The sequence below is a fragment of the Sinorhizobium numidicum genome, assembly GCF_029892045.1.
Taxonomy (GTDB): Bacteria; Pseudomonadota; Alphaproteobacteria; order Rhizobiales; family Rhizobiaceae; genus Sinorhizobium; species Sinorhizobium numidicum.
In genome coordinates, this window is the sequence record NZ_CP120368.1 from 806,721 (window position 1) to 831,246 (window position 24,526).

A 24,526-nucleotide genomic window follows, 5' to 3' on the forward strand; every position below is an offset into this window, starting at 1 on the left:
GCGTCTTGTTCATTTTGCTCACTTCATTGATAAGAAAGTCGTGATGGACGCGCGAGGGGACAAAGCGATTCATGGCAAAGGGCAGTTTTGCATTTCCGGTCGCACCCCTGCGCGCGCAGGTGCTCGGCGAGGTTCATTCGCGGCCTTATGCCTTGGTGACGACGCCGCGTGTCATCTTTCAGCTTGCCTTCATGACCGAAGGCGGATCCATCGTCGATCACGCTGTGCTCTCCGAACTGTCGCGCTCGCGCGGCATTGCGCCACCGGGCCGCGACGCGAATCATCATGCGATGCCTTGGGGGCAGGGCACGTTGCGCTGGGAGCGGCACACCGAATTCTCCACTTATTTCTGGGATGGTCCAGCACCGGAGAATTTCGGCGGGGAAGTGCCGATCCACCCATTCGGCGATGGCTTTTCGCCGCCAGGCCCGCTGATTTCCGGCATTCGTCTCGAAATCCGGCCCGACACGGCTGAAACGAGCGAGGCGATCAAGGCCTTCGATCCGACGAGCCTCTGTTGCAGCGAAACGAAGAACGGCCAGGCGGTGCTGCTTACCGATTTTCGCCAGAACGGCGATGGCCTGACACAAATTCTCATCATCGACCGCGGCATGACCGAGGCGGGAACGGGTGCGCTGGTGCAGCGCCTGCTCGATATCGAGACCTATCGCACGCTTGCCATGCTCGGTCTGCCTCTCGCGCAATCGCTGTCGCCCGAAATCCGCCGGACCGAGGATGGCTTGACTGCGGTCACGCAGCGGATGAAGGAGAACGTCCGCGAGGAGGCGGACGAGATGCTGGCCGAAATCACCCGGCTTGCCGCCGACCTCGAGGCAGGTGCCGCCCTCAGTCTCTATCGCTTCGGCGCGAGCCGCGCCTATTACGGCATTGTCCAGGAGCGTATCCGTACGCTGTCCGAAACGGCCGTGCCTGGCTACGAGACGATCGGTACGTTTCTCGAACGCCGACTGGCGCCGGCGATGCGCACCTGCCAGTCGGTCGAGGAGCGGCAGGAGAACCTCTCGCGCAAGCTGGCCCGGGCCACCACGCTGCTCAGAAGCTGGATCGATGTCGAGCTCGAACGGCAGAACGGCGCGCTGCTGAATTCCATGGACCGCCGCGCCAAGCTGCAGTTGCGCCTGCAGCAGACCGTCGAAGGCCTGTCGGTTGCCGCTATCTCCTATTACGTCGTCGGGCTCTTCGGTTATCTCGCCAAGGCGGTGAGCCACGAGGTCCCCGTCGATCCCGGTGTGTTGACCGGCCTTGCCGTTCCCGTCGCTCTCCTCGGCGTCTGGCTGGTGGTCAGGCGCATTCGCCGCCGTCACGAAGAAGGTGCGCACAAATGAAGCGGGTGGAAGCTGTTACCGCTTCACTGGTGCAACTCACTGCTCCCAATAGGGCACCGGCCCGTAGAGTGCGGCCAGATAGTCGATGAAGAGCCGCACCTTCGCCGGCAGGAACTGCCGGCTTGGGTAGACGGCCGAAACGGTCAGCTTGCGGGAGCCTTCCCATTGCGGCAGCACCTGGACCAATCGGCCGTCGCGCAATTCCTCGCCGACGTCCCAGGTGGAGCGGAGCGCGATGCCGGCGCCGGCGATCACCGCCTCACGGATGATTTCCGATGAGTTGGTCACGAGCGGTCCCTCCGGCCGATAGGAAAGGCTGCCGTCCGGGCCCTCCAGTCTCCAGTTGTCGTTATTGTGTGCTGGCAGACAGATGTGCCGCGCGAGATCGCCAATTTCGCTCGGGGCTCCGTGCCGGGCTATATAGCCGGGCGCCGCGCAAAGCAGGCGCCGGACCGGAGCGAGCTTGCGGGCGACAAGGCTCGAATCCGTAAGCTCGCCGATTCGGATGGCGAGGTCGAAACCTTCGGCGACGATATCGGTGAAATCGTCGCCGAGAACGATGTGCAGTGTTAGGTCGGGATGATCCTTCATGAAGCCCGTCAGATGCGGCGCGATGTGGATGCGGCCGAAGGACGTCGGCGCCGATATGCGTAAGGTGCCCTGAGCCTGCGACGAGCGTCCCGAAGCATAGGCCTCGGCCTCCTCGAGGCCCGCCAGAATGCCGAGCACCCGATCGTAGAAGCCCTGTCCCGCCTCGGTCAACGAAATTTGCCGCGTGGTGCGCTGGAAGAGTCGCGTGCCGAGTCGGTCCTCGAGCCGCTTGACGCGCTTGGAGATTACCGCCGGAGAAAGACTGAGCGCACGACCGGCGGCGGACATGCTGCCGGTCGACACGATGCGCGCAAAGATCTCAAGGTCGCCCAGATTTGTCATCAATCTTGATCATTGTTTCCGAAAACGAAAAGCTGAATAACATCAGCGACGTGTTGATCCTAGAGCAGCCCACTTTCACAAAGCGGATAAGATCTCTAGAATCGAATGGCGTCCTTTGCGCATTCATTTGAACGCGCGGCGCGCTCGGATCGCTATGATTTTTCGGGCGGGACGCGGGCGAAAAGCCGCGCACGCTTTTCCTCATGCGACTGTAGTGGTAAACAAAAAATACCACCCGGTGGCGCTTTTGCTTGGAGGATCTTGATGCCGGAGACGATCGGGTTTCTGAAGCCGAGACAGGCCGTCCTGGACCGTCGGCGGGAAATCGTAGCCGACCTTGCCGATCTTTTGCCCGAAGGTTGCCTGATCAGCGACGAGCGGGGGCTGAAGCCCTTCGAAACGGATGCTTTCCTCGCCTATCACCGTTTGCCGCTCGCCGTCGCTCTGCCGGAGACGACGGAGCAGGTGGCCGCCGTCCTCAAATATTGCAGCCGATACGGCATTCCGATGGTGCCGCGAGGCGCGGGCACATCGCTTTCCGGCGGTGCCATTCCCCAGGAAGACGCAATCGTTATCGGCCTTTCGAAGATGTCACGCATTCTCGACATCGACCTTTTCAACAGGACGGCGACGGTTCAGGCAGGCGTCACCAACCTCAATATTTCCGAGGCCGTCGCCGCCGATGGCTTCTTTTATGCGCCCGATCCGAGCTCGCAGCTTGCCTGCACGATCGGCGGCAATATCGGCATGAATTCCGGCGGGGCCCATTGCCTGAAATACGGCGTGACCACCAACAACCTGCTGGGCGTCAAGATGGTCCTCTTCGACGGCACGGTCATCGAACTCGGCGGCAAGGCATTGGATGCGCCGGGATACGATCTGCTTGGCCTCGTCTGCGGTTCGGAAGGCCAACTCGGCATCGTGACGGAAGCGACCGTCCGACTGATTGCGAAGCGCGAAGGCGCGCGCCCCGTCCTCTTCGGCTTCGCCTCGGCGGAGGCGGCCGGTTCCTGCGTGGCCGATATTATCGGATCGGGCATCATTCCGGTCGCGATCGAATTCATGGACAGGCCGGCGATCGAAATCTGCGAAGCCTTCGCCCATGCCGGCTATCCGCTCGACGTCGAAGCCCTGCTGATCATCGAGGTCGAGGGTTCCGAGGCCGAGATGGACACGATGCTCGAAGGCATCATCGAGATCGCTCGCCGCCACGGCGTTACCACGATCAAGGAATCGCAGTCGGCGCTCGAGGCGGCGCTGATCTGGAAGGGCCGGAAATCCGCCTTCGGCGCCACGGGCCGAATCGCCGATTACATCTGCATGGACGGAACCGTTCCCCTCGGTCAGCTTTCATATGTGCTACGCAAAACCGGCGAGATCGTTGCGGGGTATGGCCTGCGCGTCGCGAATGTCTTCCATGCAGGCGACGGCAACATGCATCCGCTGATCCTCTACAACATCAACGATCCGGAGGACGCAGCCCGCGCCGAAGCGGCCGGCAACGATATCCTGAAACTCTGCGTCGACGCCGGCGGCTGCCTGACCGGGGAGCACGGTGTCGGCATCGAGAAGCGCGACCTGATGCTGCACCAATACAGCCAGGTCGACCTCGACCAGCAGATGGCGGCACGCGCCGCCTTCGACCCCCAATGGCTTTTGAACCCGTCGAAAGTCTTTCCGCTCGAAAGGCGCCCCGTCGCATGATCGTCCATTTCGAACCGGCAAGCCAGGAAGGGATTGCCTCGGTCGTTCGCTCCGCCGCGGCAGAGCGCGTGTCCCTTGCCATCGTCGGGGGCGGCACCCGTTCGGGTCTCGGCAACCCGGTGCGCGCGGACCGAACCCTGTCGACAAGGCGCCTCTCCGGCATCGTCACCTACAATCCGGCAGAGATGACGATGAGCGCGCTCGCCGGGACACCGCTTGCTGAAGTGGAGGCGGCGCTTCGTGCGAAGGCCCAGACGCTTTCCTTCGAGCCCATGGATCATAGGCCGATCTTCGCGACATCCGGCGAGCCGACGATCGGTGGGGTCTTTGCGGCCAATGTCTCTGGGCCCCGCCGCTACGTTGCCGGTGCCGCGCGCGACAGCCTGCTCGGCATTCGTTTCGTCAACGGTTACGGACAGGTGATCAAGGCCGGCGGCCGCGTCATGAAAAACGTCACCGGGCTCGATCTCGTCAAGCTGCTCGCGGGGTCTTACGGCACGCTTGGAATCCTGACGGAAGTGATCTTCAAGGTGCTCCCGCTTCCGCCCGCGGCCGCGACCGTCGTCATCTCCGGTCTCAATGACGCGGAAGCCGCCGCGGTCATGGCGGAAGCGATGGCTCAGCCGGTTGAGGTGTCGGGCGCCGCGCACCTGCCGGAAAGCGTGCGGAGCCGCTTCATCGATGGCGCGCTGCCCGACGGGGCGGCGACTGTCCTGAGGCTGGAGGGATTGGACGCATCCGTTGCCATACGCGCCGAAAAGCTCGCTGCGACACTCTCGCGCTTCGGACCGGTGTCGCGGCTCGACGCTGCAGCGACCCGAACGCTTTGGACGGAGATCCGCGATGTGAAGCCCTATGCCGACGGCACCAAACGAGTCTTGTGGCGGGTGTCGGTCGCGCCCTCCGTGGGACATCAGCTCGTTGCCGCACTGCGTCTTCAGACTGGGGTCGATGCTTTCTATGATTGGCAGGGCGGCCTCGTATGGCTGCGCATGGAAGCCGATCCCGAGGCCGATCTCGTCCGCCGTTACATCGGCGCGATGGGTGGCGGCCATGCGACCCTCGTCCGGGCCGGCGACGAAGCGCGCGCCCGGATTCCGGCTTTTGAGCCGCAGGCCCCGGCCGTGGCGCAATTGTCGGAGCGCGTTCGTGCCAAGTTCGATCCATCGCGGATTTTCAATCCGGGGCGGATGGCGGCCGTCGTATAGTATGGGATGAAGAGCCGATTTGTGGGTCCGCTCGCAATTCGTTCCTACACGCCAAGGGAGAAACCGATGACCGATCGTGGTCCGCAGACGCCGCTTTCCAGCGAGACCGATCGCTGGTTGGAACCCGGCAAGGTCAATATCCAGATCATCTACCTCCTGTATCTGGTCGGCTTTGCCATCGGGATCACGGCGATTGTCGGTATCGTGCTTGCCTATCTCAACCGGGATAAGGCAGAAGATTGGGCGAGAACCCATTATACGTGGGCGATCCGCACCTTCTGGATCGCGCTGCTCTTCGCCGTCATCTCGGCACTGCTGACCATGTTGCTCATCGGTGTGCTCGGCTTCATCGCCACGGCGATATGGATCGTCGTGCGCTGCGTCATCGGCCTTCAAAAGGCCGCCCGCGAGGAGCCGATCACCAATCCCGAAAGCTGGCTGGTCTAGAATGAAAGGACGAGGACGGCTTTCCGCCCTCATCCGGCTGTAATATCTTGAAAAAACGATCGCGTGATTTCGCTTGCTTGGTGCAAATCACGATCCCGGGGTCGCAAGGCCCACTATCTGGAGTATTCGGTTGCAGACCAACTTCTCCCCAACACAGCTTGCCGATCCGCATGTCGCCGAATCCGAAAAGATCCTGCGCAAGTGCGTCCACTGTGGTTTCTGCACGGCGACCTGCCCGACCTATGTGGTTCTCGGCGACGAGCTCGATAGTCCGCGCGGGCGGATCTATCTCATCAAGGACATGCTCGAGAACGGGCGTGCGGCCGATACTGAAACCGTCACGCATATCGACCGCTGTCTTTCCTGCCTTTCCTGCCTGACTACCTGTCCGTCGGGCGTCGATTACATGCACCTCGTCGATCATGCCCGCGTTCATATCGAGAAGACCTATAGGAGGCCGTTCAAGGATCGCTTCGCCCGTTCCGTCGTCGCTGCGGTCTTGCCCTATCCGTCACGATTTCGGCTGGCGCTGCGAGCCGCCGGCATCGCACGCCCAGCAGCGGGTTTATTGAAACGTGTTCCCTGGCTGAAGACCTTCGGCGTCATGCTCGACCTTGCACCAAGTGGGACGCCGCCAGCGTCCGCCGCGACTAAGCCGGCCGTTTACGCGCCCAAAGGCGACCGCCGGGGCCGCGTCGCGATCCTTACCGGCTGTGCGCAGCCGGTATTGCGGCCGCAAATCAATGAAGCGGCCATCCGGCTGCTTACCGGCCATGGGGTTGAGGTCGTCGTTTCCGCGGGCGAGGGCTGTTGCGGAGCGCTCGTACACCACATGGGACAGGAGGAGCAGGCGCTCAAGGCGGCTCGGCGCAATGTTGATATTTGGCTCAAGGCGGCCGAGGACGATGGTCTAGACGCGATCATTATCACCGCCTCCGGCTGCGGTACGACGATCAAGGACTACGGCCACATGCTGCGGCTGGATCCCGCATATGCTGAAAAAGCGGCGAAGGTTTCCGCGCTGGCGAAGGATATTACCGAATATCTGGCCGCGCTCGACCTACCGCAGCGGCAGACGCGCGGGATGACGGTCGCCTACCATTCCGCGTGCTCGATGCAGCATGGCCAGAAGATCACCAGGGAGCCGAAGGAGCTTCTGAAACGGGCCGGCTTCACGGTTCGCGAGCCGGCAGAAGCTCACCTCTGTTGCGGATCGGCAGGTACCTACAACATCCTGCAGCCAGAGATCTCAGCGAAACTCAAGGCGCGCAAGGTCAGGAATATCGAAGCGACGAAGCCGGACGTCATCGCGAGCGGCAATATCGGCTGCATCACGCAGATGGCGAGCGGGACGAACATTCCGATCCTGCATACCGTCGAACTGCTCGACTGGGCCTATGGCGGCCCGAGACCTGCCGGGCTTTGACGGAAAAATGCCGGCACTGACCGAGCGCCGGCATTTGTCGGGACCGCTGTCTTGGCTGCTCAGCCGCCGAAGATCGTGCGGAAAATATCGACGCCGCGGTCATCGTAGCTGACGTCGCCGTGCCTGCTGCCGGGACCGATCACGATCACTTTCGTGCCGATCTCGGCACGATCGTAAAGGTGTTCGACGTCTTCATTCATCATCCGGATGCAGCCTGACGACATGTTCTGGCCGATCGTCCAGGGCTGGTTCGTTCCATGGATGCGGAAGATCGTGTCGCGACCGCCCTTGTAGAGATACATCGCGCGGGCGCCGAGCGGATTGTCGATGCCGCCTTCCTGAGTGATCGGCAGGATTCGGCCCTTCGCCGCTTCTCGCTGGCGCATTTCCGCCGGCGGCGTCCAGCTCGGCCATTCGGCTTTGCGGCCGACCTTGACGACGCCGGACCAGCCGAAACCTTCGCGGCCGACCCCGATGCCGTAACGCGTCGCGCGGTTCGGCCCATCGATACGGTAGAGAAATTTGTTGTTGGTATCGACGATGATCGTGCCCGGCGCTTCATTCGTCCGGAACCGGACCTTGGTGCGCCAATACTTTTGTGGCGGCCGCTTCTTCTGGGCGACCAACAGAACGTCGGAGCGTTTATTGGCGGCCCCCTGTGCGTTCGCCGGCGTGAACGCCGATGCATTTGTCGCGCCAACTAGCGCCGCGGCCGCGACAACTAGCGCAACCACCTTCCTGGTATGAAGTTTCATTAACGATTCCCTCTCAACCCTTAATCGCAAGCAGGTTTCTGAAATTACCTGCAAGCTGGAGCGTGCGCTATATCCGATAGAGCATGGGCATCTGCGAATGTTGTTTCTATGGGAACAGCTGTTGCGTTTAGACCACTGTTCCGACGGCAAAACGCAAATGGTGCGCGCGTTGTTCTAGCGACGGCGCGCGTCTATATCACGATAACCTTGGTGCCGACATTTACCCGCTCGTAAAGATCGACGACATCCTCGTTGCGCATGCGGATGCAGCCGGAGGAAACCGCATAGCCGATCGTCCAGGGCGCATTGGTGCCGTGGATGCGGTACAGCGTGGAGCCGAGATACATTGCGCGGGCACCAAGCGGGTTCTCCGGGCCGCCCTCCATGCGAGCCGGAAGATAGTGGCCCTTCGTCGCCTCCCGCGCGATCATCTCCTGCGGCGGCGTCCAGTTCGGCCACTCGGCCTTACGGGTAATGCGGTGTTCGCCGGCCCATTCGAAGCCCGGCTTGCCGACGCCGACGCCGTAGCGCCGGGCCTGTCCGTTGCCGGTGACGAGATAGAGGAAGCGGTTGTTGGTGTCGATGACGATCGTGCCCGGTTTTTCCGCGCCCTCATAAGCCACCATCTGCGGAAGGAATTGCGGGTCGAACTTCGTTGCCACAGGCTTTTGCGCACGCACGGCTGCAACGGATTGCACGGTGGCCGCGCCGGATCGCCGTTTAACCTGGCGCCGTTCGAACTGCTTTCGGGTGGCCGCCGGAATCTGCTGGCGGTAGACGACCGGGCGAACGCGCTGGCCGCCGAGTTGCATTACCCAAGGGGCGGTCAGGTCGGGGCTGACGATGACCGGCGGGCGGTTCTGGTATCGGTCCTGCGCGCTGGCGGTACCGGACAGGAAGCACAGGAAGGCTGCGGCAAGGAAAAGGGATTTCTTCATCATCGGACGGACTCGCTACTGATGCCGAAAATTTTGAGAGGGTTTGGCGATGGCACGATGGTGGCACTCGTCCGCCACCGAAAGGTAAACAGAGGTTCGTCAAAAGACCACGGCGCGAATAAAGCTTTGGGTAGGGTTATTTACCGCTTTATGAATGTAGTTTGCGAATGGTAAATGGAACAAAAGAGAAACGGCGGCGAGAAGGAACGATGGCAGCAAAGGGCTTGATCACTGGGGAGGACGGGCTTGACCGTTGCGCCTGGCACGGCAACCTCGAAGACTACCGCCGCTATCACGATGAGGAATGGGGACGGCCGGTTACGGATGACCGCCGGTTGTTTGAAAAGATTTGCCTGGAAGGCTTTCAGTCGGGCCTGTCGTGGTTGACGATCCTGAGGAAGCGCCAAGCGTTTCGCGCGGCGTTCGCCGGCTTCGATTTCGACCGGGTCGCCGAGTTCGGCGAGGCCGACATAGAACGCTGCCTTGCCGATACCGGGATTGTTCGCCATCGCGGCAAGATAGTCTCGACCATCAACAATGCGCAGCGGGCAAGGGAATTGCGCTCGGAGTTCGGTTCGCTCGCCGCTTATTTCTGGTCACACGAACCGGGCCAAAGCGAACGTCCGAACGTGATCGACTATGAAGCCTTGATCGCCAATCCGACGACCCCGACATCGGTGCGGATTTCCAAGGATTTGAAGAAGCGCGGCTGGACCTTCGTCGGACCGACGACGATCTATGCCTTCATGCAGGCCATGGGCCTCGTCAACGACCATATCGAGGGCTGCTTCTGCCGTGCCGGCATCGAGGAAATGCGGCGCCACTTGACAAGGCCGGCCGCGTGAGATGAAGCCGGACGAACACGCCGCGACAGGCGATGCAGCACGCGTACTACATAGGATGATCCAACAGAAATAAGAGAGCACGCACGCTCGAAAGCCATCAAGCGCAGATTTTTTCTCTTTGCCGGGGAACGGCGAATATCCCGCGCAGGCAGCCCTGTTCCCGATGTTCGCTAAGCGTTGAGTTTCCGATGCAGTAAAGCCGGGAGGAACGTCCCCGTGAGCCGCGGATGATCGTCGAGAAGCAGAAAGACGAGGGCGTAGCGGACGCCTGCTCCAGGATGTTCAAAATCGTCGGCCGGTCGCTCCTGTCATAAGCCCGAACGAGATCGACGATGCCGCAGGGATTTTGCCGCGCACCCAAGAGTGCAAGCGTGCGCAAACCGACGATAAAAGCGCCGCTGGCCAGGTCGCAACGCCATGGCTCGACCAGGTAACCCGCTTTCGTCAGGCTGCGTGTCCAGGATTTATGGGTCTCCAGATGCAACGGCTTTATCGCGCCCCAACCGGGCGTTATGAACGTCAGCATGTTGCCAGAACCTCCGTTGAAACCCTCGCGTCGATCGACACTAACTTATAAGGGTATTTCGTAACTGATACAATCAACGATTTTGTTACTGAGACACAGATGGCGATGATCCGTCATCCGACGACTTTCGGGGGGCCCGCACGGGCATGCTTTGTCCGTCCTGCCCTTGCCGCCCTTGATGTGATCCGGTAGGGAAGGCACCGATCAAGCTTGAAGCCGGAATGCCTTTAATGAACGAGAAACCAAAGAAAACGCAGAAGCTCAAGGCGCGCCTGCCGCGCGGCTTCGCCGATCGTTCGGCCGCGGATATCCGCGCCGTCGACGAGATGATCGCGAAGATCCAGGAAGTCTATGAGCGCTACGGCTTCGATCCGGTAGAGACGCCGCTGTTCGAATATACCGACGCGCTCGGCAAATTCCTTCCCGACAGCGATCGTCCGAACGAGGGCGTCTTCTCGTTGACGGATGACGACGACCAATGGATGAGCCTGCGTTACGACCTGACGGCACCGCTCGCGCGGCACGTGGCGGAAAACTTCAACGAAATACAGCTGCCCTACCGGACCTATCGCGCCGGCTATGTTTTCCGCAACGAAAAGCCGGGCCCGGGCCGCTTCCGGCAGTTCATGCAGTTCGATGCCGACACCGTCGGTGCGGCCGGCGTCCAGGCCGATGCCGAAATGTGCATGATGATGGCAGACACGATGGAGGCACTCGGCATCGCGCGCCGCGACTACGTGATCCGCGTCAACAACCGCAAGGTTCTCGATGGCGCCCTGCAAGCGATCGGCCTCGGCGGCGCCGACCAGGCCGACACACGGCTGACGGTACTGCGCGCGATCGACAAGCTCGACAAGTTCGGACCGGAAGGCGTGCGGCTGCTGCTCGGCGAGGGGCGTAAGGATGAGAGCGGCGACTTCACCAAGGGTGCCGGTCTGAACGATACTCAGATCCGCAAGATCCTGTTCTTCATCGGCATCACCGACTATGCGAAGAGCGCCGCGGAGCTCGCCGATCTCGTTGCCGGAACCACCCGCGGCGTAGAGGGCGTCGAGGAGCTCAATACGATCCGCAGTCTTGTGCTGAGCGCCGGCTACGAGGCGGACCGCATCAAGATCGATCCCTCGGTCGTGCGCGGTCTCGAATATTATACCGGCCCGGTCTTCGAGGCCGAGCTGCAATTTGCCGTTACGAACGAGAAAGGCGAAAAGGTCGTCTTCGGCTCGGTGGGTGGGGGCGGTCGCTATGACGGCCTGGTCTCGCGCTTCATGGGGCAGCCGGTGCCTGCAACGGGCTTCTCGATCGGCGTCTCGCGCCTGATGACGGCGCTCAAGAACCTCGGCAAGCTGGGCACCAAAGAGGTGATCGCGCCGGTCGTCGTCTGCGTCATGGATCGCGACATCGAGAGCATGGGACGCTATCAGCGCTTCGTGCAGCAGTTGCGTCATGCCGGCATCCGCGCTGAAATGTATCAGGGCAACAAGAAGCACTTCGGCGACCAGCTGAAATATGCCGACCGGCGCGGTTCGCCAATCGCCATCATCCAAGGTGGCGACGAACGCGCTTCCGGTGTCGTTCAGATCAAGGACTTGATCGAGGGCAAGCGTCTCTCGGGTGAGATTCAGGATAACGTCGCCTGGCGTGAGGCGCGTGTCGCCCAGGTTTCCGTTCCGGAGAGCGAACTCGTGGAAAAGGTCCGCGGAATTCTGGCGGAGCAGGCCGAGGACCGGAAAAGGGCAGGCTGAGGGCAATGCCTCTGATCAACCTTCCAGCCTTTGCCGGTGACCTCCTTGCCGATTTCGAGCGCCTGAAAACGCTGCGTGTCGACACGCCGGTGATCCAGCCGGCCGAGCCTTTCCTCGACATGGCCGGCGAAGACCTGCGCCGGCGCATCTTCATGACGGAAAGCGAGACCGGCGAGAGCCTCTGCTTGCGCCCGGAATTCACCATTCCCGTCTGCCTTAGGCACATCGAAACCGCAACCGGCACGCCGCAGCGCTATGCCTATCTCGGCGAGGTGTTTCGGCAGCGTCGCGAGGGCTCCAGCGAGTTCTACCAAGCTGGCATCGAGGATCTTGGCGACACGGACACGGCCTTTGCCGACGCACGGGCGGTCGGTGACGCGATGCAGGTCCTTGCCAATCGACTGCCGGGCAGGCGGCTCCAGGTGACGCTCGGCGACCAGGCGGTATTCGAGGCCGTGATTGCAGCCTGCGGCCTGCCGGCCGGCTGGCAGAAGCGGCTTATTCACGCCTTTGGCGATCAGCAGCAATTGCACAAGCTGCTGGCGGAACTTGCCGACCTCAAATCGCCCGGTGTCTTCGGCCCTGATGTCGAGCGGATTGCGATCCTCGGAATGCTCGAGGACGAGGAGCGGCTCGTCGCGCACATCGCTGAAACGATGGAGGCGACCGGGTATTCCACCAATGCTAGCCGCTCGCCCCGGGACATTGCCCGCCGTCTCAAGGAAAAGGTCGAACTTGCGACCACGCGGCTGGATAGAGCCTCGCTTGCGGTCATGCGCGAATTCCTGGCGCTCGACCTGGCGCTCGTCGATGCGCCGGCCGCGCTCCACCGCTTTGCCAGCAAGTCGCGGCTGAAGATCGACGACGCGCTGGCGCTCTTCGACGCGCGTGTCGCGGCGCTTGCCGAGGCGGGCGCCGATCCGCGTCTGATACGCTATCGCGCCGCCTTCGGCCGTCCGCTCGACTACTATACCGGCCTCGTCTTCGAGATCGAGGTCGAGGGAACGGCGGCCGTTCTTGCCGGCGGAGGTCGCTTCGATCGGCTGCTGACGCTTCTCGGCGCGCGCGAGCATATTCCGGCAGTTGGTTTTTCTCTCTGGCTCGACCGGATCGAACAGGCCATCGCTGCCGGGAGGAGCGCAAAATGACCATCACGATTGCGCTTCCTTCCAAGGGCCGGATGAAGGATGCCGCTTCGGCAATCTTTGAACGCGCGGGCATGAAGATCGCTGCGGTCGGCAATGATCGTTCCTATCGCGGTCGGGTCGAGGGCTGGGACGATGTCGAGATCGCCTTCCTATCGGCCTCCGAAATCTCTCGAGAAATCGGCAGCGGCGCCGTTGATTTTGGCGTCACCGGCGAGGATCTCGTGCGCGAGGGCCTGGCGGGCGCCGAAGCGCGCGTCGAATTCGCAGCCCGATTGGGCTTCGGCCATGCGGACGTCGTCGTGGCGGTGCCGGAGATCTGGTATGACGTCGATACCATGGCCGATCTCGGCGACGTCGCCGCAGACTTCCGCGCGCGCCACGGCCGCCGGCTCGCCATCGCCACCAAGTACTGGCGGCTGACGCAGCAGTTCTTCTCCGGAAGCCACGGCATCCAGCTCTACCGCATCGTCGAAAGTCTGGGAGCAACGGAAGGTGCGCCGGCCTCTGGTTCGGCGGACATCATCGTCGACATCACCTCCACCGGCTCCACGCTGAAGGCGAACCATTTGAAGATCCTTTCGGATGGCGTGATCCTGCACTCGGAGGCTTGCCTCGTCAGAGCTCGCAAGCCGGCCCATGAGGGAAATGCGACCATTGACCGGATCATTGCAGCCGTCTGCGCTGTGCTCTGATAATTGCGCGCTTTGGCGAGGGATAGAGGAGCGGCGTCTGTAGCCCTACGCGTCCTCGTGGCGCTCGGCGGGCGGAAATTTTGCCTTGGGTCCTGACAAATGCAATCGAGGTGACCTATGTAGGGGCGGCAGACACAACCTCCGACATTCCCACCTTCGAGGCATCCTCTATGGCTGATCTTTCCTCTTTTTCGATCACGACTCGCTGGCCCGCAAAAAATCCCGACATCATCCAGCTTTATTCGCTGCCGACGCCGAACGGCGTGAAAATCTCGATCGCTCTCGAAGAACTCGGGCTGCCCTATGAGGCACACCGCATTTCCTTCGACAGCAACGAGCAGAAGTCTCCCGAATTCGTGTCCCTCAATCCGAACGGCCGCATTCCGGCGATAATCGACCCGAACGGACCGGACGGCAAGCCGATCGGCCTCTTCGAATCCGGCGCCATCCTGTTTTATCTCGCTGAAAAGACAGGGAAACTCATTCCGGCCGACGCAGCCGGCCGCTACGAGACGCTATGCTGGGTGATGTTCCAGATGGGCGGTATCGGGCCGATGTTCGGCCAATTCGGCCATTTCTTCAAATTCGCGGCCGAAAAGGTCGCCAATAATCCCTATCCGGTGCAGCGCTATCGCGACGAGGCGAAGCGCCTGCTCGGCGTTCTCGAAGCGCGGCTCGAAGGTCGGCAGTGGCTGATGGGCGACGAATATACCATTGCCGATATCGCCACCTATCCCTGGGTGGAGGGCGCACGCAAATTCTACGGCGGCGCTGAAGTGCTCGACTACAAGAGCTTCCCGAATGTCATGGCCTGGGTCGATCGCGGCCTGGCACGCCCGGCGGCACAGAAGGGCATGGAAATTCCACGAAAGGAATGATCCTCAAGCGATGCGCCATTCCCGGCCCGAGTTGACGAGACTCGGGCCGGGAGGCTACGGGTTAGCAAAGACAGTGAAGACGGGTGGAAAAGGTGGCGGGAAGACTTGTTGTTGTCGGCGGTGGCCAGGCTGCGTTTGCCTTGATCGCCAAGCTCCGCGCCCTGCAGGACAAGCGTCCGATCACCGTTATCGCCGCCGAGGCGAGCCTGCCCTATCAGCGGCCGCCGCTCTCCAAGAAATACCTGCTCCGCGAAATCAGCCTGGATCGGCTGCTTTATCGGCCGGGGCCGTGGTACGCTGAGCACGAGATCGATATCCGTCTCTCGACGAGGGTGACACGGCTGGACCGCGGCGCAAAACAGGTCATGCTCAGCGACGGCTCGTTGCTTTCCTATGAGACGCTCGCCTTCGCCACGGGGGCGGCGCCGCGCCGGCTGCCGGCTTCTATCGGCGGCGATCTCCGAGGCGTCTACGTCGTGCGCGATTTTCGGGATGCGGACCTGCTTGCGGAGGAGATGCAACCTGGGCGGAGGGCCCTGGTGGTCGGCGGCGGCTACATCGGCCTCGAGGCGGCGGCCGTGGCTCGGATCTCAGGGCTGGAGGTCACCGTCATCGAGATGGCTGACCGTATTCTCCAGCGGGTCGCCGCCGCCGCGACGTCCGCGATTGTTCGAGAGATCCACCGCTCCCGCGGCGTCGACATTCGCGAACGTACGGGCCTTCACCGCCTGATAGGCGAAAACGGTCGCGTCTCGGCAGCCGAGCTTTCCGACGGCTCCATCATTCCGGCTGACCTCGTGATCGTCGGCATCGGTGTGACGGCGAATGACGCGCTTGCGCATGAGGCGGGCCTCGAAACTGCCAATGGCATCGTCGTCGACGCCTACGGCCGGACCGCCGACCCGGCGATCTTCGCGGTTGGCGATTGCGCGGTCTTGCCGTGGCAAAATATGCGCATCCGCCTGGAATCGGTTCAGAATGCCGTGGACCAGGCCGAAGCGGTCGCCGCCATTCTCGCCGGAGGCTCCGAGCCTTATGATCCCAAGCCTTGGTTCTGGTCGGACCAATACGACGTCAAGCTGCAGATCGCCGGCTTCGGGCTCGGCCACGACGAAACGCTTGTCCGGCCGGGGCAACGGGAGGGCAGCGTCTCTGTCTGGTATTTCCGGCAACGCAAGCTGATCGCTGTCGATGCCATCAATGACGCCAAAGCCTATGTGACGGGAAAGAAACTGCTCGAAGCGGGTGTCACGCCGGATCGTGCAGCATTGGCCGACCCTCACGCCGATCTCAAGTCATTGCTGGCATAAACGGCCACGCTTTTCCGCGGTTCTTGACCGCGAGATAGTTCCGACCAGTTTCTTACGAGTTGCTTCTCAAAATAAAAAGGGCGGCCCGAGAGCCGCCCTTCAGATCCGGATGGATCCCGTGCTAAGGCTTTCGCCTTATCACATCATGTCCATTCCACCCATTCCGCCCATGCCGCCAGGCATTGCCGGAGCGTCCTTCTTCGGCAGTTCGGCGATCATGGCTTCGGTCGTGACGAGCAGGCCGGCAACCGAGGCTGCGTCCTGAAGCGCGGTGCGAACGACCTTGACCGGGTCGATGATGCCCATGGCGATCATGTCACCATATTCGCCGGTCTGCGCATTGTAGCCGAAGTCGTCGGTGTTCTTCTCGAGGATCTTGCCGACAACGACAGAGGCTTCGTCGCCAGCGTTTTCCACGATCTGGCGGGCCGGAGCCTGCAGAGCGCGGCGAACGATGTTGATGCCGGCTTCCTGATCGTCGTTTTCACCCTTGACGGTGATCTTGACGGAAGAGCGCAGCAGGGCAACGCCGCCGCCCGGTACGATGCCTTCCTGAACGGCAGCGCGCGTCGCGTTGAGAGCGTCGTCGATGCGGTCCTTCTTCTCCTTCACTTCGACTTCCGTCGCACCGCCGACGCGGATGACGGCAACGCCGCCAGCGAGCTTGGCAAGGCGCTCCTGCAGCTTCTCGCGGTCGTAGTCCGAAGTGGTTTCTTCGATCTGGGCCTTGATCTGGGTAATGCGGCCTTCGATGTCGGACTTCTGGCCGGCGCCGTCGACGATCGTGGTGTTTTCCTTGGAGATCGAAACCTTCTTCGCACGGCCGAGCATGTCGAGCGTGACGTTTTCGAGCTTGATGCCGAGGTCTTCGGAGATCACCGTGCCGCCCGTCAGGATGGCGATGTCTTCGAGCATGGCCTTGCGACGGTCGCCGAAGCCCGGGGCCTTGACGGCAGCGATCTTCAGGCCGCCACGCAGCTTGTTGACGACGAGCGTTGCAAGGGCTTCGCCTTCGACGTCTTCAGCAATGATGAGGAGCGGCTTGCCGTTCTGGACGACGGCTTCGAGAACCGGGAGCATGGCCTGGAGGTTCGAGAGCTTCTTCTCGTGCAGGAGAATGAAAGCGTCTTCGAGGTCGGCGACCATCTTTTCCGGGTTGGTGACGAAGTAAGGCGACAGGTAGCCGCGGTCGAACTGCATGCCTTCGACGACTTCGAGTTCGGTTTCGGCGGTCTTGGCTTCTTCAACCGTGATGACGCCTTCGTTGCCGACCTTCTGCATCGCTTCTGCAATGTCGAGGCCGATCTGCTTTTCACCGTTTGCGGAGATCGTGCCGACCTGGGCAACTTCTTCCGAGGTGTTGATCTTCTTGGCCTTGGCGAGCAGGTCCTTGACGACTTCGGTGACGGCGAGGTCGATGCCGCGCTTCAGATCCATCGGGTTCATGCCGGCAGCAACGGCCTTTGCGCCTTCGCGAACGATTGCCTGGGCGAGAACGGTCGCGGTCGTCGTGCCGTCGCCGGCGATGTCGTTGGTCTTCGAAGCGACTTCGCGGACCATCTGGGCGCCCATGTTCTCGAACTTGTCTTCGAGTTCGATCTCCTTGGCGACGGTGACGCCGTCCTTGGTGATGCGCGGAGCGCCGAAGGACTTGTCGATAACGACGTTACGGCCCTTCGGGCCGAGCGTCACCTTGACTGCATCGGCGAGGATGTCGACGCCGCGCAGCATCTTCTCGCGCGCGCCGCGGCCGAACTTGACTTCTTTAGCTGCCATTTTGAAAGCTCCTGGTTTCGAAATTCCGGGACACGCCCGGTTTCAAATTGCGGAAGTTTTGGGAAGGATTGTCGGCCGATCAGCCGATGATGCCCATGATGTCGGCTTCCTTCATGATCAGAAGGTCTTCGCCGTTGATCTTGACTTCGGTGCCGGACCACTTGCCGAACAGGACGCGGTCACCAGCCTTGACGTCGAGCGGAACGACCTTGCCGCTTTCGTCGCGAGCGCCCGAGCCGACAGCCACGATTTCGCCTTCCTGCGGCTTTTCCTTTGCGGTGTCCGGAATGATGATGCCGCCCTTGGTCTTTTCCTCAGACTCGACGCGGCGAACGACAACGCGGTCGTGCAGCGGACGGAAATTGGTGCTTGCCATTGTCTAATCCCTCGATCAAATGACATTGCGGATCGTTCATCGACCCGATGAGTGTGCGTTAGCACTCATGTTTGGCGAGTGCTAACGCCGCCGAGATAAGGCTGTCCGTAAAACGAGTCAAGGATTTACCGGGAGATTTTTTGGCTGCCGTGATCGTTGGACACGGGGTTCGCATTCTGTTTGATAATTTTATGGGGCGAGCGAATATCTCACGAGGCGTCATGTTGGAATTTCGCGTCCAGTAGCAACAAAGGACGTCCTAATCATGGCCTCGTTCAATTCTATTTCCTCAGAAAAACTTGCGAGATTCGTCGGAACGCGAAAGCCCAATCGTGCGTGACGAGTGCAGCGGCTGGAGCTTGGACCTTTATCGCTCTCTATCCTCTCCCGGCGACACTCGATCCCGTCGCCCTGTGCTTCACGGTTGCGGCCGCCGCCTTGAGTTGGAAGCGCGGGATTTTCCAGACGCTCTCCATCTGTGCCGCGGCCGGGAGACTTTTCTGACCTCGTCCGGCATCGCGTAGCTTCGAATCCGTGGAAGGCCCGGCGTTTTTCTGCGTCCGAGACTTGTATTCTGGCCCCTTCCTTGCGATGTCAGCCGGAAAGGCGAGTTTGCGGGAAGCCAGTATGGCCGTCAGGATCAACAGTTTTCGGGAAATCACCAGCCGCTACGATGTGGTGCTCTGCGATGTCTGGGGCGTGCTCCACAACGGCCTTCAGGCCTTCGCGTCCGCTTGCGAGGCGCTTGCCGAGGCGCGCGCTCGGGGATTGACGGTCGTCCTCATCACCAATTCGCCGAGGCCGCACCCGGGCGTCACGGTGCAGATTCGCGGCCTCGGCGTGCCCGACGAAGCCTATGACCGCATCGTCACTTCCGGCGATGTGACGAGGGCGCTGATCGCGGCTGCCGCGAAACGGATTTTTTTCATTGGAGCCGACCGCGACCTACCGCTGCTCGAAGGGCTCGGCACCGAAATCGTCTCGTCGGAGGATGCCGAAACGATCGTCTGTGCCGGCTTCTACGACGATGAAACCGAGACGCCCGAGCACTATCGGGCCACGCTGACGGGGCTTGCCGAACGGAAAATACCGTTCATCTGTGCGAATCCCGATCTCGTTGTTGAGCGGGGGCATCGGCTGATCCCCTGTGCCGGCGCCATTGCCAAGTTCTATGAGGAGCTCGGCGGCGAGGCGCGCATTGCCGGCAAGCCCTATATAGCGATCTACCGGGCAGCCCTCTCGGAAGCGAAAGCTGCCAGAGGCGCGTTCGACCTTTCGCGGGTGCTTGCCATCGGCGACGGCATGCCGACCGATGTCAAGGGCGCGCAGGATGCGGGCTTCGATCTGCTCTATATCAGCGCGGGCATTCACGCGCAGGAATACATGCATGAGAGCCGCACCGATGAGACAAAGCTGGCGGCGTTCCTGAAGAAAGAAGGCGCGGCGCCGAAGTGGTGGATGCCGCGGCTTGCATGACGGGACGACGACATGACGGTTTTTCATCGCAACGAAACCCGTGATCCGCTTCCGGAGCACTTGCGCGGCGGCGTCATCGCCATTGGCAATTTCGACGGCGTTCACCGCGGTCATCAGTCGGTGCTGAACCGCGCGCTGGAGGAGGCGAAAAACCGAGGCGTTCCCGCGCTCGTCCTCACCTTCGAGCCGCATCCGCGCACGGTCTTCAGGCCCGACAAGCCCGTATTTCGTCTGACACCGGCGCCGCTGAAGGCCCGCATTCTTGAGGGCATGGGCTTTGGCGCTGTCATCGAATATCCTTTCGACCGGACATTCTCGGAGCTCTCGGCGTCGGATTTCATTCACCGCATTCTGCGTGAATGGTTGCATGCCTCGCATGTCGTTACAGGCTTCGACTTCCATTTCGGCAAAGGGCGCGAAGGCGGCCCGGCATTTCTGATGGCGGCCGGGGAGCAGGAAGGATTCGGCGTCACGCTGGTGGACGCCTTCCGCGACGAAAACGCCTCGGTCATCTCGTCGAGCGTCATTCGCGCCTTGCTCGCCGAAGGAGATGTTTCGCACGCGGCTGGCCTGCTCGGTTATCGCTACACGGTCGAAGCGGAGGTGATCGGCGGCAAGAAGCTTGGGCGAACGCTCGGCTATCCGACGGCGAACATGCGCCTGCCGCCCGAAGTGGAGCTCAAGAACGGCATCTATGCGGTGCGGTTCCGCCGGGCCGACGGGACACTCCACGACGGCGTCGCGAGTTTCGGTCGCCGCCCGACCGTTGACAGTGATGGCGAGGCCCTGCTGGAAACTTTCGTTTTCGATTTCTCCGACGAGATTTATGGAGAGACCTGCAGCGTCTCCTTCTTCGGCTACCTTCGCGACGAGCTGAAGTTCGATGGACTGGAGCCGCTGATGGTTCAGATGAGGAAGGACGAGAACGAAGCGCGCGCTCTTCTTGCCGGCGTTCAGCCCTTAAGCGAAATCGACCGCAGGATCAATTTCGCATAGGACGCGACAGGGAGGCGAGAGCACCTCGCCTTTTCGCGCCAAAGAATTCCGCCGCGCGGGCGGCCGTGGACCTTTTCAAAACACAGAAAACACCTTAAACAACCGGCCACTATGACCCGGTACCGTCGATTGACCGTCGATCAGCGAATTATTGGCCCGGCTTTCCGCGCGCACTAGACCGCGCCGGAAGGTCCGGGATTTCGGCGTTTTTCAACGCCCCCATTCATCTTCGAGATACCGACCCTTTCGCATGCGCGACGATCCGCGCGGAAAAGACGAATGCAAAGACCATGACAGAGACCGCTGAAAAGATCGATTATTCCTCCACTCTCTACCTGCCGCAGACGGAATTTCCGATGCGCGCCGGTCTGCCGCAGAAGGAACCGGAGACGGTCGCGCGCTGGCAGAAGATGGAGCTCTACAAGAAGCTCCGCGCCTCCGCGGCCGGCCGCGAGAAGTTCGTGCTGCATGACGGCCCGCCCTATGCCAACGGCAACATCCACATCGGCCATGCACTGAACAAGATCTTGAAGGACGTGATCAACCGCTCGTTCCAGATGCGTGGTTTCGATGCCAACTACGTTCCGGGCTGGGATTGCCACGGCCTGCCGATCGAATGGAAGATCGAGGAAAAGTATCGCGAAAAGGGCCAGAACAAGGATGAGGTCCCGGTCAACGAGTTCCGCAAGGAATGCCGTGATTTCGCCAGCGGCTGGATCGAGGTGCAGACGGAGGAATTCAAACGCCTCGGCATCGAGGGCGACTTCGAAAACCCCTACACGACGATGAACTTCCACGCGGAAGCGCGCATCGCCGGTGAATTGATGAAAATCGCCAAGGCGGGCCAGCTCTATCGTGGCTCCAAGCCGGTCATGTGGTCGGTCGTCGAGCGTACGGCCTTGGCAGAGGCCGAAGTCGAGTACGCTGATGTCGAAAGCGACATGATCTGGGTGAAATTCCCGGTCACCGAAGGACCGGCCGAGCTTGCAGGCACGTTCGCCGTGATCTGGACCACCACGCCCTGGACGATCCCGGGCAACCGCGCGATCGCCTATTCGTCGCGTTACGCCTACGGCCTTTACGAAATCGCAACGGCTGAAAACGATTATGGCCCGCAGCCGGGCGAAAAGCTGATCTTCGCCAAGCGACTCGCGGAAGAATCGGCTGCCAAGGCAAAGGTCACCTTCAACTTCGTCCGCGACGTGGAAGCGGACGAACTGGCGGCGATCACCTGCGCCCATCCCCTGCATGGCCTCGGTGGCGGCTACCACTTTACCGTGCCGCTCCTCGATGGCGACCATGTGACCGACGACGCCGGCACCGGCTTCGTCCACACGGCGCCGGGCCATGGCCGCGAGGACTTCGACGCTTGGATGGACAGCGCCCGGGCGCTTGAAGCGCGCGGCATTTCCTCGGCAATCCCGTTCACCGTCGACGATGCCGGCTATTTCACGGCCGACGCGCCCGGCTTCGGCCCGGATGCGGAAGGCGGTGCCGGCCGCGTCATCGACGACAAGGGCAAGAAGGGCGATGCCAACGATCGGGTGATCAAGGCGCTGATCGCCCGTCACGCGCTCTTTGCCCGCGGTCGTCTCAAGCACTCCTATCCGCATTCCTGGCGGTCGAAGAAGCCGGTGATCTTCCGCAACACGCCGCAATGGTTCGTCTACATGGACAAGGACTTCGGCGACGGCACGACGCTGCGCTCGCGCGCGCTGACTGCGATCGACGGCACTCGCTTCGTGCCCGGCGCCGGCCAGAACCGCCTGCGGGCGATGATCGAGCAGCGCCCGGACTGGGTGCTTTCGCGCCAACGAGCCTGGGGTGTGCCGATTGCGATCTTCGTCGACGAGCAGGGTGAAATCCTCGTCGAAGACGCAGTGAACACTCGCATCCTGGAAGCCTTCGAAAAGGAAGGCGCGGACGCCTGGTTTGCTGGAGGCGCCAAGGAGCGTTTTCTCGGAAACGATCATGACCATTCCCATTGGCATCAGGTCATGGACATTCTCGATGTCTGGTTCGATTCCGGTTCGACCCACACTTTTACGCTGGAAGACCGCCCGGATCTGAAATGGCCGGCCGATGTCTATCTGGAGGGTTCCGACCAGCACCGCGGCTGGTTCCACTCGTCACTGCTCGAAAGCTGCGCAACGCGTGGCCGCGCGCCCTACAACGCCGTCGTCACCCATGGCTTCACCATGGATGAGAAGGGCGAAAAAATGTCGAAATCCAAGGGCAACACGGTCACCCCGCAGGAGGTGATGAAGGATGCCGGCGCCGACATCCTGCGGCTGTGGGTGATGACGACGGACTATTGGGAAGACCAGCGTCTCGGTAAGACCATCATCCAGACCAATATCGATGCCTACCGCAAGCTCCGCAACACCATCCGCTGGATGCTCGGCACGCTGGCGCATGACAAGGGCGAGGTCGTCGCGCTTTCCGGCATGCCGGAACTCGAGCAGTTGATGCTGCATCGGCTTGCCGAACTCGACCGGCTGGTGCGCGAAGGCTACGATGCCTTCGACTTCAAGCGGATCGCGCGCGCACTCATCGATTTCTCGAATGTCGAGCTCTCGGCATTCTATTTCGATATCCGCAAGGACGCGCTCTATTGCGATGCGCCGTCGTCGGTCCGCCGCCGCGCCGCGCTGCATGTCATCCGTACGCTGTTCGACTGCCTGGTGACCTGGCTCGCTCCGATGCTGCCCTTCACCGCCGAGGAAGCCTGGCTTTCCCGCAACCCGGAAGCCGTCTCCGTGCATCTTGAGCAGTTCCCGACCGTCCCGTCCGAATGGCGCAATGATGCGCTCGCGGAGAAGTGGCGGAAGATCCGCGAAGTTCGCAAGGTCGTAACCGGCGCGCTGGAAATCGAGCGCAAAGACAAGCGTATCGGCTCCTCTCTGGAGGCGGCACCGGTCGTTTACGTTGCGGATGGCGATTTGCGCCAGGCACTCGAAGGCCAGGATTTCGCTGAAATCTGCATCACCTCGGCGATCCATATAGAGGCAGCCGAGGCTCCCGCCGACGCCTTCACGCTGCAGGAGGTCCCTAAAGTCGGCGTCGTTCCGAAACTCGCCGAGGGCCGGAAATGCGCGCGCTCCTGGCGGATCACCACCGATGTCGGATCCGACCCGCTCTATCCGGACGTATCCGCTCGTGATGCTGCTGCATTGAGGGAGCTCGGGTTCAAGCCTTGATGCGACGTTTATCGGGTGAATTGCGCTTGGGCTGTTCATCCGGTACAACCTGCCCGAAATTTGGCGGATTTTTCCGCCAAGGGCGCTGAGTGGCCGCGGCATGCGAGGTGCGGCTGGCTGGAAGGAATTCATGGAAATGATGCGAGAGTTGCGAGTTGTTGCCGGCATTGCCGCCATCATGGCGGGGGGCTTGGTGCTTTCGGGCTGCATCGGCGGCCCCACCTATGGCACGGACAAGACGGCCGGCGAACAACTGCTCGACGACCTCGGCAGCGCCGTCAGCCTGGCTCCGCCGAAGAAAGATTCGGTCAAGTATCAGCCGCGCCCGGCGCTCGTGCTTCCGCCGCAAACGCAGAAGACCGCGCTGATCGAGCCGCAGAAATCGCTGGCGAGCCGCGAAGCCAATCCGGCCTGGGTCGAATCGCCGGAAGAAACCCGTGAGCGGCTGCGCGAAGAGGCCGATGCCAACAAGAACAATCCCAATTACGTTTCGCCGCTCGCCAAGGCGAGCGCCAATGGCCGCCAGCTTTCGGCCAAGGAGCAGCAGGAAGCCTATCGCGAAGCCCGCAAGATCGAACAGGGCGCCTATTCCGACAAGCGCCGTTTCCTGAGCGACCCGCCGCTTGAGTACCGCCGCCTGCCTGAGGGGGCCGAGACGGACCTTGGCGAACCGGAGAAGGACAAGGAGCGCCGTCGCAAGAAGGAAGCTCAGGTCAAAAATTCCGGCAGCAAGTGGTACTGGCCTTTCTAGAGCGGAATGGCAAAGCCCGGAGTGGTTTTCCGACCGTCCGTTCTAATGGA

21 protein-coding genes are annotated in these 24,526 nt (G+C 61.7%); 15 read left to right on the plus strand and 6 right to left on the minus strand.

The features are described from left to right. Positions 1 to 71 precede the first annotated feature (71 nt). Positions 72 to 1,346: a DUF3422 family protein gene (locus tag PYH37_RS14950; RefSeq protein ID WP_280735711.1), complete on the plus strand. Its 1,275-nt coding sequence runs from the start codon at positions 72 to 74 to the stop codon at positions 1,344 to 1,346. Positions 1,347 to 1,382: 36 nt separating this feature from the next. On the opposite strand, the gene PYH37_RS14955 is transcribed toward PYH37_RS14950, so the two are convergent. Further along, positions 1,383 to 2,279 (minus strand): LysR family transcriptional regulator, encoded by an 897-nt coding sequence (locus PYH37_RS14955; RefSeq protein ID WP_280735712.1) that lies wholly within the window; start codon positions 2,277 to 2,279, stop codon positions 1,383 to 1,385. Positions 2,280 to 2,543: 264 nt separating this feature from the next. On the opposite strand from PYH37_RS14955, the gene PYH37_RS14960 reads away from it, so the two are divergent. The 4 genes from PYH37_RS14960 to glcF all read left to right on the plus strand — a co-directional run bounded on the left by PYH37_RS14960 (position 2,544) and on the right by glcF (position 7,064). Beyond that, on the plus strand, positions 2,544 to 3,983 hold the full coding sequence (locus PYH37_RS14960) for an FAD-linked oxidase C-terminal domain-containing protein (RefSeq protein ID WP_280735713.1): 1,440 nt from the start codon (positions 2,544 to 2,546) through the stop codon (positions 3,981 to 3,983). Further along, positions 3,980 to 5,191, plus strand: coding sequence for a glycolate oxidase subunit GlcE (gene glcE, locus PYH37_RS14965; protein WP_280735714.1), 1,212 nt, complete (start codon positions 3,980 to 3,982; stop codon positions 5,189 to 5,191). Before PYH37_RS14960 ends, glcE begins: the two co-directional genes overlap by 4 nt. 66 nt (positions 5,192 to 5,257) lie before the next feature. Then, entirely contained in the window at positions 5,258 to 5,638 is a 381-nt protein-coding gene (locus PYH37_RS14970; protein ID WP_280735715.1) for a DUF4870 family protein, read from the plus strand. A gap of 130 nt (positions 5,639 to 5,768) precedes the next feature. Further along, the gene (gene glcF, locus PYH37_RS14975; RefSeq protein ID WP_280735716.1) at positions 5,769 to 7,064 is read left to right on the plus strand and encodes a glycolate oxidase subunit GlcF; all 1,296 of its coding nucleotides are present in this window, start codon (positions 5,769 to 5,771) and stop codon (positions 7,062 to 7,064) included. Positions 7,065 to 7,123: 59 nt separating this feature from the next. Here glcF and PYH37_RS14980 read toward each other — a convergent pair whose 3' ends face one another. Together PYH37_RS14980 and PYH37_RS14985 are read right to left on the minus strand one after the other, a co-directional pair. After that, complete coding sequence (locus PYH37_RS14980) at positions 7,124 to 7,819, minus strand: L,D-transpeptidase (RefSeq protein ID WP_280735717.1); 696 nt, start codon at positions 7,817 to 7,819, stop codon at positions 7,124 to 7,126. Between the two features lie 191 nt (positions 7,820 to 8,010). Continuing rightward, on the minus strand, positions 8,011 to 8,760 hold the full coding sequence (locus tag PYH37_RS14985) for a L,D-transpeptidase (RefSeq protein ID WP_280735718.1): 750 nt from the start codon (positions 8,758 to 8,760) through the stop codon (positions 8,011 to 8,013). 206 nt (positions 8,761 to 8,966) lie between these two features. On the opposite strand from PYH37_RS14985, the gene PYH37_RS14990 reads away from it, so the two are divergent. Further along, a complete protein-coding gene (locus PYH37_RS14990; protein WP_280735719.1) occupies positions 8,967 to 9,602 on the plus strand; it encodes a DNA-3-methyladenine glycosylase I in 636 nt (211 codons plus the stop codon). A 97-nt stretch (positions 9,603 to 9,699) separates the two neighbouring features. Here the strand turns inward: PYH37_RS14990 and PYH37_RS14995 are convergent, their stop codons facing one another. Then, complete coding sequence (locus tag PYH37_RS14995) at positions 9,700 to 10,128, minus strand: hypothetical protein (RefSeq protein ID WP_280735720.1); 429 nt, start codon at positions 10,126 to 10,128, stop codon at positions 9,700 to 9,702. A 230-nt stretch (positions 10,129 to 10,358) separates the two neighbouring features. Between PYH37_RS14995 and hisS the strand changes: the two genes are divergently transcribed. From hisS to PYH37_RS15020, 5 genes are all read left to right on the plus strand, one after another. Next, positions 10,359 to 11,873 carry a histidine--tRNA ligase gene (hisS, locus tag PYH37_RS15000; protein WP_425336141.1) on the plus strand — a complete coding sequence of 505 codons (1,515 nt, stop codon included), beginning with the start codon at positions 10,359 to 10,361 and terminating at the stop codon, positions 11,871 to 11,873. Positions 11,874 to 11,878: 5 nt separating this feature from the next. Continuing rightward, complete coding sequence (locus tag PYH37_RS15005) at positions 11,879 to 13,021, plus strand: ATP phosphoribosyltransferase regulatory subunit (protein WP_280735722.1); 1,143 nt, start codon at positions 11,879 to 11,881, stop codon at positions 13,019 to 13,021. Then, a complete protein-coding gene (hisG, locus tag PYH37_RS15010) occupies positions 13,018 to 13,713 on the plus strand; it encodes an ATP phosphoribosyltransferase (RefSeq protein WP_280735723.1) in 696 nt (231 codons plus the stop codon). Before PYH37_RS15005 ends, hisG begins: the two co-directional genes overlap by 4 nt. A 170-nt stretch (positions 13,714 to 13,883) precedes the next feature. Then, a complete protein-coding gene (locus tag PYH37_RS15015; protein ID WP_280735724.1) occupies positions 13,884 to 14,591 on the plus strand; it encodes a glutathione binding-like protein in 708 nt (235 codons plus the stop codon). A 92-nt stretch (positions 14,592 to 14,683) separates the two neighbouring features. Then, the gene (locus PYH37_RS15020; RefSeq protein ID WP_280735725.1) at positions 14,684 to 15,901 is read left to right on the plus strand and encodes an NAD(P)/FAD-dependent oxidoreductase; all 1,218 of its coding nucleotides are present in this window, start codon (positions 14,684 to 14,686) and stop codon (positions 15,899 to 15,901) included. Between the two features lie 138 nt (positions 15,902 to 16,039). Here the strand turns inward: PYH37_RS15020 and groL are convergent, their stop codons facing one another. Both groL and groES read right to left on the minus strand, forming a co-directional pair. Then, positions 16,040 to 17,677 carry a chaperonin GroEL gene (gene groL, locus PYH37_RS15025; protein ID WP_280735726.1) on the minus strand — a complete coding sequence of 546 codons (1,638 nt, stop codon included), beginning with the start codon at positions 17,675 to 17,677 and terminating at the stop codon, positions 16,040 to 16,042. Between the two features lie 79 nt (positions 17,678 to 17,756). Beyond that, complete coding sequence (groES, locus tag PYH37_RS15030) at positions 17,757 to 18,053, minus strand: co-chaperone GroES (protein WP_012706990.1); 297 nt, start codon at positions 18,051 to 18,053, stop codon at positions 17,757 to 17,759. Between the two features lie 627 nt (positions 18,054 to 18,680). Between groES and PYH37_RS15035 the strand changes: the two genes are divergently transcribed. From PYH37_RS15035 to PYH37_RS15050, 4 genes are all read left to right on the plus strand, one after another. Further along, positions 18,681 to 19,529, plus strand: coding sequence for a TIGR01459 family HAD-type hydrolase (locus tag PYH37_RS15035; protein WP_280735727.1), 849 nt, complete (start codon positions 18,681 to 18,683; stop codon positions 19,527 to 19,529). Between the two features lie 12 nt (positions 19,530 to 19,541). Continuing rightward, positions 19,542 to 20,525: a bifunctional riboflavin kinase/FAD synthetase gene (locus PYH37_RS15040; protein ID WP_280735728.1), complete on the plus strand. Its 984-nt coding sequence runs from the start codon at positions 19,542 to 19,544 to the stop codon at positions 20,523 to 20,525. 290 nt (positions 20,526 to 20,815) lie between these two features. Next, positions 20,816 to 23,725, plus strand: coding sequence for an isoleucine--tRNA ligase (gene ileS, locus PYH37_RS15045; protein ID WP_280735729.1), 2,910 nt, complete (start codon positions 20,816 to 20,818; stop codon positions 23,723 to 23,725). 130 nt (positions 23,726 to 23,855) lie between these two features. After that, positions 23,856 to 24,476, plus strand: a complete 621-nt coding sequence (locus tag PYH37_RS15050) for a hypothetical protein (protein ID WP_280735730.1) — start codon at positions 23,856 to 23,858, stop codon at positions 24,474 to 24,476. Positions 24,477 to 24,526 lie beyond the last annotated feature (50 nt).

Excerpts from the sequence above, each read along its gene's own strand:
- PYH37_RS15005 (WP_280735722.1), top strand. The coding sequence starts at position 11,879 with ATGCCTCTGATCAACCTTCCAGCCTTTGCCGGTGACCTCCTTGCCGAT.
- groL (WP_280735726.1), bottom strand. The coding sequence starts at position 17,677 with ATGGCAGCTAAAGAAGTCAAGTTCGGCCGCGGCGCGCGCGAGAAGATG.
- groES (WP_012706990.1), bottom strand. The coding sequence starts at position 18,053 with ATGGCAAGCACCAATTTCCGTCCGCTGCACGACCGCGTTGTCGTTCGC.
- PYH37_RS15015 (WP_280735724.1), top strand. The coding sequence starts at position 13,884 with ATGGCTGATCTTTCCTCTTTTTCGATCACGACTCGCTGGCCCGCAAAA.
- PYH37_RS15040 (WP_280735728.1), top strand. The coding sequence starts at position 19,542 with ATGACGGTTTTTCATCGCAACGAAACCCGTGATCCGCTTCCGGAGCAC.
- hisG (WP_280735723.1), top strand. The coding sequence starts at position 13,018 with ATGACCATCACGATTGCGCTTCCTTCCAAGGGCCGGATGAAGGATGCC.
- glcE (WP_280735714.1), top strand. The coding sequence starts at position 3,980 with ATGATCGTCCATTTCGAACCGGCAAGCCAGGAAGGGATTGCCTCGGTC.
- ileS (WP_280735729.1), top strand. The coding sequence starts at position 20,816 with ATGACAGAGACCGCTGAAAAGATCGATTATTCCTCCACTCTCTACCTG.
- PYH37_RS14950 (WP_280735711.1), top strand. The coding sequence starts at position 72 with ATGGCAAAGGGCAGTTTTGCATTTCCGGTCGCACCCCTGCGCGCGCAG.
- PYH37_RS14985 (WP_280735718.1), bottom strand. The coding sequence starts at position 8,760 with ATGATGAAGAAATCCCTTTTCCTTGCCGCAGCCTTCCTGTGCTTCCTG.
- PYH37_RS15050 (WP_280735730.1), top strand. The coding sequence starts at position 23,856 with ATGGAAATGATGCGAGAGTTGCGAGTTGTTGCCGGCATTGCCGCCATC.
- PYH37_RS14960 (WP_280735713.1), top strand. The coding sequence starts at position 2,544 with ATGCCGGAGACGATCGGGTTTCTGAAGCCGAGACAGGCCGTCCTGGAC.
- PYH37_RS15035 (WP_280735727.1), top strand. The coding sequence starts at position 18,681 with ATGGCCGTCAGGATCAACAGTTTTCGGGAAATCACCAGCCGCTACGAT.
- PYH37_RS14990 (WP_280735719.1), top strand. The coding sequence starts at position 8,967 with ATGGCAGCAAAGGGCTTGATCACTGGGGAGGACGGGCTTGACCGTTGC.
- PYH37_RS14980 (WP_280735717.1), bottom strand. The coding sequence starts at position 7,819 with ATGAAACTTCATACCAGGAAGGTGGTTGCGCTAGTTGTCGCGGCCGCG.
- PYH37_RS14970 (WP_280735715.1), top strand. The coding sequence starts at position 5,258 with ATGACCGATCGTGGTCCGCAGACGCCGCTTTCCAGCGAGACCGATCGC.
- PYH37_RS14955 (WP_280735712.1), bottom strand. The coding sequence starts at position 2,279 with ATGACAAATCTGGGCGACCTTGAGATCTTTGCGCGCATCGTGTCGACC.
- PYH37_RS14995 (WP_280735720.1), bottom strand. The coding sequence starts at position 10,128 with ATGCTGACGTTCATAACGCCCGGTTGGGGCGCGATAAAGCCGTTGCAT.
- hisS (WP_425336141.1), top strand. The coding sequence starts at position 10,359 with ATGAACGAGAAACCAAAGAAAACGCAGAAGCTCAAGGCGCGCCTGCCG.